Here is a 9,805-nt window from a genome sequence, read left to right as displayed (position 1 = left end):
CCTGGCTCACCACCGGCGGTGAGCCAGGACCCGCGACGACCAGGTCAGCTGATCACCGGGGGTCACTCGCAGCCGACGCCGTCGCCGTCCCCGTCGAAGACGTCCCGCCACCCGGGGTCGCCGCGGCGGAGCGGTGCCGCCCCGGCCGCCCGGACCTCGGTGCAGTCGGCGTAGGCGGTCTCCCGCGGTGTGCCGGGGGGCGCCGCCCCGGTGGGGGTGACCGGCGAGGGCTGCGGCAGGGGCTCGTCGGGGCAGCCGTCGAGGACGCCCGCGGCGGCGTCGTGCTCGGCCTGCGTCATCCACAGCCCGTACGCCAGCTTGACGGCGACCTGCCGGGCCACGTACGCGCAGCGGTACCCCCGGGCCGGCGGCAGCCAGGTGGCCGCGTCGCCGTCCCCCTTCTGCTGGTTGAGCGCGCCGTCGACGGCGAGCAGGTTGAGCGGGTCGTTGGCGAAGGCCAGCCGGGTGCCGTCGTCCCACTGCTGCGCGCCCTTCTGCCAGGCGTCCGACAGCGCGACCACGTGGTCGACCTGCACGTCGTCGCTGGTGTCCTGGCCGCGGCGGAACTCGACGGTCGCCCCGGAGTAGGGGTCGGCGAGCGTCCCGGCCGCCACGACGCAGCCGCGGGTGCCCGATCGGAACGACACGTCGGCGAGGTCCCGGGCGAGCACGTCGTTGCGGGTGTCGCAGCCGTTGCGGTCGACGTCGGCCCAGGCAGGACCGAACAGGTCGCGGTCGTAGCCGGTGCGCGGGGCCCGGCCGCGCACCGGGACCTCCGCCAGCGCCGAGCGGGCCTCCCCGGCGACCGCGGCGCCGCCGCCCGCCGGGACGGGGCTGCCGGCGTCGGGGTCCCCGCCGGGCAGCGGCCCGCAGGCGGTGAGGGCGGTCCCGGCCACCAGCGCCGCCACGGCCCGGCGGAGCAGGGGACGGCACCCGGTGGGCGCCCGGTCCGGCGAGGTCACACCACCGCGCCCCCTCCGGTTCAGCGGAGGTTGGTGGTCGTGCGGTAGAGCAGCGCGGGGCCGCGGGCGCTGACCGGCGTCCCCGCGGGCACGAAGGCGGAGTCGCCGCGCTCGAGCACCAGCTCGTCGTGCGCCGAGGCCAGGACGGCGCGGCCCTCGGTGCACAGCAGCACCTGCGGCCCGCGGGTGGTGAGCACGCCGGAGCCCTCGTCCAGGGAGACGCGGGTGAGGTCGAAGTCCTCGACCGGCACGGGGTAGCGCAGACCGCCGGGCCCGAGCACCGGGTGGGTCACCGGGATGCGGCCGTCCGAGAAGTCCAGCACCTCGATCAGCGCAGCGAGGTCGACGTACTTGCTGGTCAGCCCCCCGCGCAGGACGTTGTCCGAGCTGGCCATCACCTCGACGCCGGCGCCGGACAGGTAGGCGTGCAGGTTCCCCGCGGGCAGGAAGACCGCCTCACCGGGGGCGAGCTTGAGGTGGTTGCACATGAGCGAGATGACCACGCCGGGGTCACCCGGGTAGGTGTCGGCCAGCCGGGCGGCCCAGCGGTAGGTGTTGATGAACTCCGGGTCGGCCGCGGCCACGAACCGGCCCGCCGCCGCGGCCACGGCACCGACCAGCGAGGACCGGTGCTGCCGGTCCAGCGCCAGCAGCTGCGGGACGGCGGCGCGCAGCCCGCCCCGGGCGAGCGCGGCGATCGTCGGCTTGAGCTCGGGCACCTGGAGCTTGGCCAGGCAGTGCAGCGACTCCTCCACCGGCCGGAACCCGCACAGCGCCTCGAACGGCGTCAGCGCGAGGATCAGCTCCGGCTTGTGCCAGGGGTCCTTGAAGGTCCGGGTGGGGTCGTTCGCGGGGACACCGGCCGCCTCCTCGGCGGCGTAGCCCGCCCGGGCCTGCTCGATCGTCGGGTGCGCCTGCAGGGACAGCGGCGACTCGGCGGCGAGCACCTTCATGAGGAAGGGCAGGCGGTCCCCGAACCGCTCGCGCACCCGCGGGCTGAGCAGCTTCTCCGGGTCGGCGGCGATGGCCTTGTCGAGCGGCGTCCCGTCCGAGAGCACGCTCGGGTCGTCGGGGTGCCCGCCCAGCCACAGCTCCGCGCAGGGCTGCTCGGCCGGGCTCGGCTGCCCCAGCAGCTCGGGGATGACCGTGCGCGACCCCCACGGGTAGTGCCGCACGGCGTTCGTCATCTGCCACATCGAGGAGCAGGCTACTCACGCACGCGGCGCCCGGGGGTGTCCCGGTGACGCGAGCGGGTGGTGGTACGCGGGTGTCGGGGAGCTACGTCACAGTGACGCCCGGTCACGGAGTGGGGAGCGCCGCGGCGGCGACCTCCCGGGCCAGCCGCCCGTCGTCCCACCCCAGGGGGCCGGCGACCAGCGCCGCCGCGGCGCGGGCGGCGGCCTCCGTGGGCCGCAGCACGCGGGCCCGCCGGACCAGCACGTCGCGGAGGTCGAGCGCACCCTCGGCGGTCACCGCGTGGACGACCTCGGCCGCCAGCACCCCCGGCGCGCCGGGCAGCGGGCGGCCGAGCGCCGGGTCGTCCCGCACGAGGTCGAGCACCTCGGCCGCGCGGTCCCCGTGGCGGGTCCGGAGCCGCTCGGTCGTCCCGGCGGGCAGGCCGGGCGGGAGCGGGGGGACGGCGTCCGCGGCCCGGGCGCCCACCAGCGGCAGGTGCACCGTCCGGGACGGCGCGACCCCCGGAAAGCCGGCCGTGGCCGCGTCGACGGCCTCCGCGGCCGCGCGCCGGACCTCTGCGAGCGGGACCCCGCGCAGCAGCACCAGCCCGGGCGCGGGCGTCCGGCGCTCCCGGGCCGCGACGGTCGCGGCGTGCAGGCCCAGGACCGCCCCCGGGGCGGGGGGCCGGCGCAGCACCCGGCCGGCGAGGTCCAGCAGCCCGGCGAGGCCGGCGCCGGGCCCGGTGGTCGCCAGCGCCCAGCAGCCGTCGGCCGGGACCAGTGACAGCTCCCCGCCGGGCGTCCCGACGACGGCCCCGCACCGCCCGGGGACGGCGTCGGGCGGCAGGAGCGCCTGCAGGGTGGCGCCGGTCGTGCGCGCCCCGGGCACCCCGGGCAGGTCCGCCACCCCGGGCGCGAGGACCACCGCCCGGGCCCGGACCCGGAACGCCGACCCGTCGGTGCCGTCGGTGGCGCTCACCCCCAGGACCGGCCCGCCGGGGCCGAGGAGACCGGTGACGCGGGCCCGCGTGAGGGCCCGCGCGCCGTAGCCGGCCGCGGTCCGGACCAGCGCCAGGACGAGGCGGGCCTCGTCGACGCGGGCATCGCGGGTGCCGACCGCGCCTGCGGCCAGCACCGCGGGCCGCAGGCCGGGCAGGACCGCCGCCGCGGCCCGGGGCGGCAGCCAGCGGGGTGCGGCCGCTCCCCCGCCGGCGGCGAGCAGGCCGGCCAGCGCACCCGCGGCGGCCCCGAGCGCCGCCCGCCCGGACGGGCGGAGGACCGGCACCGGCCGGGCCAGGTGCGGGGCGACCGCGCGCAGCGGCCCGGCCGACCCGGCCGGGACCAGCGCAACGGGCCGGCCCGAGGCGCCGCTCGCCCAGTCCGCGGCCTCCAGCAGGGCCACCGCCAACCCGCGGCTGGCGGCGTCCAGGGCGGCGGCCGCGCCGGTGACCCCGCCGCCGGCCACCAGGACGTCCACGACCTCCTCCGGCAGCCGCGCGCGGTCGGCCCGGCGGCGCTCCGGGGACAGCCGGGTGCGGTCGCTCAGTGGGACGTGGTCCCGCCGGCCGCCCGCGCCTTGCGCCGGTGGATCGTGAGGTTCAGGACGAGCACGACCAGGGCTCCGACGACGAGTCCGACCAGGGCACTGGCGAGGGTGTTGACCAGCCACCCCACGAGGCCGCCGAGGGCCCCGGCGGCGTCGTGCGCCACCTCCTCCAGGTGGTGCACGGCGCCGTAGACGGCGTGCAGGCCCAGCTCGTCGCTGCCGACCAGCAGGATGTGACCGCCGACCCACAGCATCGCGGCGGTCCCGACCACGGTGATGACGGCGAGGACGCGGGGCATCGCCTTGACCAGGCCGTGCCCGAACCGCGACACGGCCTTCCCGGGCCGCTGGGACAGCTTCAGCCCGATGTCGTCCATCTTCACGATGAGGCCGACCACGCCGTAGACCAGGAGGGTGATGCCGACCGCGACCACCGCGAGGATCACCGCCCGGGACCAGAAACCCTCGTCGACCACCTCGTTCAGCGAGATGACCATGATCTCGGCGGACAGGATGAAGTCGGTGCGCACGGCCCCGGACACCACGGTGTCCTCGTCGGGCATCGTGTCCTCGGCCGCGGCGGGGTGGTCGTCGTGCCCGCCCCGCAGCTTGTGCCACACCTTCTCGGCACCCTCGTAGCAGAGGTAGGCGCCGCCGATCATGAGGATCGGGGTGAGCAGCCACGGCAGGAACTGGCTGAGCAGGAGCACCGCGGGCAGCAGGATGAGCAGCTTGTTGCGCAGCGAGCCCACCGCGATGCGCTTGACGATCGGGAGCTCGCGCTCGGCGGCCAGGCCGCGCACGTACTGCGGCGTGACGGCGGTGTCGTCGACGACGACGCCGGCGGCCTTCGCGCTCGCCCGCCCGGCCGCGGCGCCGATGTCGTCGACGGAGGCGGCGGCGGCCCGCGCCAGGGTCGCCACGTCGTCGAGCAGAGCCACGAGTCCACCGGCCACGAGAGGTCCTTCCGTTCGGTCAGCACCGGTGTGCTGTCCCGGTGATGGTGGTCCCCCCGGCCGCCCGGCGCGCGGGGACCGCGCCCGGCCACCCGCTGGGTGCCCGGCGGCGGTGGTACCCGTCCGGGCGGGTCCCGAACGCCCCGACCGAGGCGGTCGGGACGGCGGCGCCCGCCGGCGGGTCAGCGCGGGGACGCCGCTCCGCGGGGAGGGTGACCGCGCGCGCCGGCGGCGGCGCTCACCGGGGGTTGGCGCGCTCGGCGTCCAGGGCCAGCGCCAGGTACACCGCGGTGAAGTCCGCGACCGCCAGCTGCCGGGCCAGGCGGGGCAGCCGGCCGTAGCGTTCCGGTTCCCCGTGCTCGGCCAGCCCGCTCACCGGGACGTTGGCCGACTGCGCCGTGTGCAGGGCCTCGAGCAGCGCCTCACGTGCCGAGCGCGGCTCGCGCTCCCCGGCACCGTCGTGCTCGCCGCCGTCGGTGTCGCGGACGGTGAGCAGCCGCAACCGGCGGTCGGTGTCCTCGGCGCGGTCCCGGAAGAAGTCGTCGGCGCCGTCCCGCGGGGCCAGCGGCCCGCGCAGGACCGCGCAGGCGGCCACCCGCTGGTCGGGCATCCGGAAGGTGGTGGCCGGCAGCCCGGCGAGGGTGGCCAGCTGGTCGGCGATGCGCGCGGCCGCGGTCCCGGCCAGGGGCCCCTCGGCGACGATCACCGGCAGCGCGTCGAGCAGCTCCAGCGCGAGGGTCTTCGCCGGGTTGACGAACGACTCCTGGGCGGGCCCGCACTCGGTGGCCACCTCGTCGAGGGCGTCGGCGATGGCGCCGAGGTCGGCGGCGGCGGGCCCGATCAGCTCCAGCTCGACGGCCAGGGACAGCAGCGGGGTGAGCAGCGACCACAGCGTGGTGTGCCGCACCCGCGACCGCGGGAGCGGCACGTAGGGCGCCCGGGCGGTCGAGCAGGCGGCGCGCAGCGGCGCGTCGTCGGCGCCGATGCCGACCAGCGAGACGCCGCGGCGGGCCGCCTCGTAGGCCGGGGTGACCGCGTAGCGCCCGGCGCCGGTGCGGGTGGCGACCACGGCGATGTCGCTGGGTCCGGTCCACACCGGCAGGTCGGGCCCGGGGACGACGTCCACCGTGACCGGGCTCGAGGGCCCGAGCAGCGCGCGCAGCACCGAGGCGGCGACCGCGCCCTCGCGACGGGCGACGATGACCAGCCCGCGCGGGCGGCCGCCCCCGGTCACCCGGGACAGCTCCGCCTCCTCGGTCAGCCGGGCGGTCTCCCGCACCTGGGCACCGGCCCCGGCGACGGCCGGGAGCAGCCCGTGCGGGTCCCGGATCCGCAGCAGGTCGAGGTCGTCGAGGACCTCCTCGGCCAGTTCCGGCGAGGTCATGACGTCGGGTCGCCCTCGCTGCGGTGCCGCGCCTCGTCCAGCAGCAGCACGGGGATGCCGTCCCGCACCGGGAACGCCCGGTCGCAGGTCGTGCAGAGCAGCTCCCCGGCGGCCTCGTCCACCTCCAGCGGGCTGTGGTGGGTGTCCGGGCAGGCGAGGATCTCCAGCACGGCGGGGTCCAGCCCCAGCGGACCGGTCATGCGCGCACCACCTCCAGCAGCTGATCGCGCAGCGCGGCCATGCGCTGCGCGTCGGGCGCCTCGACGTTGAGCCGCAGCAGCGGCTCGGTGTTGCTGGCCCGGAGGTTGAACCACGAGCCGTCGGGCAGGTCGACGGTCAGCCCGTCGAGCTCGTCGAACGTGACGCCGTCCTCGCCCTCGAACAGCTCCCGGACGGCCTTCGTCCGCTCGGCGGCGTCGGCGACGGTCGAGTTGATCTCCCCCGACGCGGCGTAGCGGCTGTAGGCGGCGGTGAGCTGCGAGAGCGGCCGGCTCTGCTCCCCCAGCGCCGCGAGCACGTGCATGGCGGCGAGCATGCCCGTGTCAGCGCGCCAGAAGTCGCGGAAGTAGTAGTGCGCCGAGTGCTCCCCCCCGAAGACGGCGTCGGTGCGGGCCATCTCGGCCTTGATGAACGAGTGCCCGACCCGGGTGCGCACCGGGTGCCCGCCGTGCTCGCGGACGATCTCGGGCACCGCCCGCGAGGTGATCAGGTTGTGGATCACCGTCGTCCCGTGGCCCTTGGCCAGCTCCCGGGTGGCGACCAGCGCGGTGATCGCCGAGGGGCTCACCGGCTCCCCGCGCTCGTCGATGACGAAGACCCGGTCGGCGTCGCCGTCGAAGGCCAGCCCGAGGTCGGCCCCGGCGCGCCGGACCTCGGCCTGCAGGTCGACGAGGTTGGCCGGGTCCAGCGGGTTGGCCTCGTGGTTGGGGAAGGACCCGTCGAGCTCGAAGTACATCGGGATCACGGTCAGCGGCAGGTCCGCGAGCACCACCGGGACGGTGTGCCCGCCCATGCCGTTGCCCGCGTCGACGACCACCGTCAGCGGCCGGATCGCCGACAGGTCGACCAGCGTCCGCAGGTGCGCGGCGTAGCCCTCGAGCAGGTCCCGCTGCTCGACGCTGCCGACCCGGCCGGGGTCTCGGTCGTAGCGGTCGCGCTCGGCGAGGTCCCGCACGGTGGCCAGGCCGGACTCCTGCCCCACCGGGGCCGCCCCCGCGCGGCACAGCTTGATGCCGTTGTACCGGGCGGGGTTGTGGCTGGCGGTGAACATCGCCCCGGGCAGGCCGAGCGAGCCGGAGGCGAAGTAGAGCAGGTCGGTCGACCCGAGCCCGGCCTCGACGACGTCCACCCCGCGGGAGAGCGCCCCCTCGGCGAAGGCCCGCGACAGCGGGACCGAGGACTCGCGCATGTCGTGCGCGGTGACCAGCGCGGTGGCGCCGTCCTCGGTGGCCACCAGCTCGGCGAAGGCGGCCCCGAGCCGGCGGGCTACGCCCTCGTCCCACTCGTCGGGGACCACCCCGCGGACGTCGTATGCCTTGACGATGGACGACAGACCAGACATGGAGACACCTTCGTGTGTGGTTCGTGCCGGTAGCCGAGTCGGCCGACGGCGCCAGCAGGACCCTAGCCAGGAGGGCGGGGACGCGCCCTCGGCGGTGGCGGCCCGGGGCGCCGGGGGGTGCACGGGCGCCGCCACGTGCGGTGCGGGCACCCGTCGGCCGGACGCCGGGGGGCCCGCGGCCGGGACGTCGGCCCGGCCGGGCGCCGGGGTCGCGGCCGCGCGGGTCAGGTCAGGTCGGGCAGGACCCGGAGGTGGCCGCGGCGGGTACCGGAGCCGTCGTCGGCCGGGTTGCGCGGGGGCTCGGGACGGGCGGCCTCGCGGACCGCGTCGGCCAGGGCGAGCAGGTCGTCCCCGGTCGGGCCGGTGTCCTCCACGTCGATCTCGTGCCGGACGACCTCCCACCCGCGGGGCACGGTCAGCCGCTCGGCGTGGAACTCGCAGAGGTCGTAGCTGTGCGGCTCCGAGAAGGTCGCCAACGGGCCGACGACGGCGGTCGACTCCGCGTACACGTAGGTCAGGGTCGCTGCCGCCGGTTGCGCGCAGCCGCTGCGCGAGCAGCGACGTGACTGCCTCACCACCGGTTCCTCACGAACGGCACAGTAGACGCGTCGCCTCCCGGGCGACAGGAGGCACACCGGGTTTCCGGCCCACCCCGGAGCAGCAGCCCCACCCTGCACCACGGCCCCGTGCACCACGGCCCCGTGGGGGCTCCGCGGCCGGCCGCGCGGCGCGGTGGCCGGCGGCCGGGGGCCGTAGGCTCTCCCCCGCCATGAGCCGACCCACCCGATCCCGTCGCGACCGGCACGGCCGCGGCCTGCGCGGACGTCTCGTGCCCGACGGCGTGCCGCTGGCGCGCAGCCGCGGGGAGCAGTTCGACGACCTGGTGCTCGACGCGGTCGAGGACCTCGAGCGCCGGTGGGAGCAGGAGCTGGCCGGGGTCGAGTTCGCGGTGGAGGACGTGCCCTGGGTGGAGCACACCAGCCCCGACGAGGTGGTGCTCGACTCCGACGTCCTGGACGACGGCAGCGTCCCGCTGGCCCGCGTGCTGCCGGCGCACCGGGAGAACGGCCGCGAGGTCCCGCCGCGGATCGTCGTCTACCGCCGGCCGCTGGAGCTGCGCGCGCACGACCGGGACGACCTCGCCGACCTGGTCCGCGACGTCGTCGTCGACCAGGTCGCGGTGCTCCTGGGCCGCGACCCGGAGGAGATCGACCCCACGGGCTGAGCGCCCCCGGCCCCCTGCAGGGTCCTCCACCGGTGGGGCAGGGATCCTTCCTCAGCGGGTGCCGACCGGGCTGCCGAGCTCCGCGGCGATGCCCCGCGCATCGGCCAGCCGGGCCCGGCAGAAGGCGAGGTCGAGGCCGTCGCCGCGGTCGGGCCGGGCGACGCGGGCGGCGAGCTGCTCGAGCGCCACGGCGTGCCACAGCAGCCCGACGTCCGGCTCCTCCCAGCCCGCGGTCCGGTCGAGGACCACGCGGGCGATCGCGGCGCGGTCCTCCTCGCCCGGCGTCGAGGACCAGAGGGTCAGCAGGTCCCGGTGCCGGGGGCCGGGGCGGACGCCGGTCCACTCGAGGACGACGAGGCCGCCGTCGGGGCCGAGGACGGCGTTGGCCGCGCGGAGGTCGCCGTGGGTCACCTCCGACAGCGGCAGCTGCGCGGCGGCGGCACGGACCGCGCGCAGCTCACCGCGCCGGACCCCGGCGCGCGCGAGGCGCCCGGCGTCGGCCACCGACGCCCGCGCGCGGCGCAGGACGGGGCCGGCCGGCGGCGTCCAGGGGTCCTCGGGCGGGGCGGGCAGCGGGGCGATGCGGATCGCGGCCTCGACCGCGCGCTCGGCCCACTCGGGTCCTCCGGGCGGGACCACGTGGATGCGGCGGGACAGCAACCAGCGGCCGTCCTCGGCGGCCGCGAGCACCTCGGGCACCCCCACCCGCCGCTCCTCCGCCCAGCGGCGCCCGCGCAGCTCGGCCCGCAGCCGCCGCCGGCCGCTCTCGGTGACCGCGAGGTCGACCACCCGGTCGGCGAGCACGCCCTGGACGACGCCGAGGGACGCCGAGTGGTCGGTGACCCCGGTGAGCGGCTGGTCCACGCCCAGCTCGGCGAGCAGCGCGGCCACCCGGTCACGGACGGCGCCGTCGCGTGCGCTGCTGCCGGTCACCGCAGGGATGCTCCCAGCCCGCCCGGCGCGCCGCAGCGCGGCACCGACCGGCCCCGCGGACCT

General features: G+C 77.6%; 10 protein-coding genes. 1 reads left to right on the top strand and 9 read right to left on the bottom strand.

The features are described from left to right. Nucleotides 1–62: 62 nt before the first annotated feature. From ACI8AC_RS01955 to ACI8AC_RS01920, 8 genes are all read right to left on the bottom strand, one after another. Entirely contained in the window at nucleotides 63–962 is a 900-nt protein-coding gene (locus ACI8AC_RS01955; RefSeq protein WP_456894657.1) for a GmrSD restriction endonuclease domain-containing protein, read from the bottom strand. A 20-nt stretch (nucleotides 963–982) separates the two neighbouring features. After that, a complete protein-coding gene (gene manA, locus ACI8AC_RS01950; RefSeq protein WP_456894655.1) occupies nucleotides 983–2,158 on the bottom strand; it encodes a mannose-6-phosphate isomerase, class I in 1,176 nt (391 codons plus the stop codon). A 103-nt stretch (nucleotides 2,159–2,261) separates the two neighbouring features. After that, on the bottom strand, nucleotides 2,262–3,614 hold the full coding sequence (locus tag ACI8AC_RS01945) for an FAD-dependent oxidoreductase (protein WP_456894653.1): 1,353 nt from the start codon (nucleotides 3,612–3,614) through the stop codon (nucleotides 2,262–2,264). 65 nt (nucleotides 3,615–3,679) lie between these two features. After that, a complete protein-coding gene (locus ACI8AC_RS01940) occupies nucleotides 3,680–4,639 on the bottom strand; it encodes a DUF808 domain-containing protein (RefSeq protein WP_456894651.1) in 960 nt (319 codons plus the stop codon). A 238-nt stretch (nucleotides 4,640–4,877) separates the two neighbouring features. Next, nucleotides 4,878–6,023: an SIS domain-containing protein gene (locus tag ACI8AC_RS01935; protein WP_456894650.1), complete on the bottom strand. Its 1,146-nt coding sequence runs from the start codon at nucleotides 6,021–6,023 to the stop codon at nucleotides 4,878–4,880. After that, nucleotides 6,020–6,223, bottom strand: coding sequence for a Trm112 family protein (locus ACI8AC_RS01930; protein WP_456894648.1), 204 nt, complete (start codon nucleotides 6,221–6,223; stop codon nucleotides 6,020–6,022). Before ACI8AC_RS01930 ends, ACI8AC_RS01935 begins: the two co-directional genes overlap by 4 nt. Beyond that, the gene (locus ACI8AC_RS01925) at nucleotides 6,220–7,584 is read right to left on the bottom strand and encodes a phosphomannomutase/phosphoglucomutase (protein WP_456894646.1); all 1,365 of its coding nucleotides are present in this window, start codon (nucleotides 7,582–7,584) and stop codon (nucleotides 6,220–6,222) included. The genes ACI8AC_RS01930 and ACI8AC_RS01925 overlap by 4 nt, the downstream gene beginning before the upstream one ends. Before the next feature lie 224 nt (nucleotides 7,585–7,808). Next, entirely contained in the window at nucleotides 7,809–8,159 is a 351-nt protein-coding gene (locus ACI8AC_RS01920; protein ID WP_117377044.1) for a DUF3499 domain-containing protein, read from the bottom strand. Between the two features lie 194 nt (nucleotides 8,160–8,353). Here ACI8AC_RS01920 and ACI8AC_RS01915 point away from each other — a divergent pair, with 194 nt between their 5' ends. After that, a complete protein-coding gene (locus tag ACI8AC_RS01915) occupies nucleotides 8,354–8,809 on the top strand; it encodes a metallopeptidase family protein (RefSeq protein ID WP_117377043.1) in 456 nt (151 codons plus the stop codon). A gap of 51 nt (nucleotides 8,810–8,860) precedes the next feature. On the opposite strand, the gene ACI8AC_RS01910 is transcribed toward ACI8AC_RS01915, so the two are convergent. Further along, entirely contained in the window at nucleotides 8,861–9,742 is an 882-nt protein-coding gene (locus tag ACI8AC_RS01910) for a phosphotransferase (RefSeq protein WP_456894643.1), read from the bottom strand. Nucleotides 9,743–9,805 lie beyond the last annotated feature (63 nt).

The organism is Geodermatophilus sp. SYSU D00758 (genome assembly GCF_054049955.1).
Note: the sequence above shows the minus strand (reverse complement) of the source record. Positions and strands in the feature narration are given on the sequence as shown.

Excerpts from the sequence above, each read along its gene's own strand:
- manA (WP_456894655.1), bottom strand. The coding sequence starts at position 2,158 with ATGTGGCAGATGACGAACGCCGTGCGGCACTACCCGTGGGGGTCGCGC.
- ACI8AC_RS01935 (WP_456894650.1), bottom strand. The coding sequence starts at position 6,023 with ATGACCTCGCCGGAACTGGCCGAGGAGGTCCTCGACGACCTCGACCTG.
- ACI8AC_RS01925 (WP_456894646.1), bottom strand. The coding sequence starts at position 7,584 with ATGTCTGGTCTGTCGTCCATCGTCAAGGCATACGACGTCCGCGGGGTG.
- ACI8AC_RS01930 (WP_456894648.1), bottom strand. The coding sequence starts at position 6,223 with ATGACCGGTCCGCTGGGGCTGGACCCCGCCGTGCTGGAGATCCTCGCC.
- ACI8AC_RS01915 (WP_117377043.1), top strand. The coding sequence starts at position 8,354 with ATGAGCCGACCCACCCGATCCCGTCGCGACCGGCACGGCCGCGGCCTG.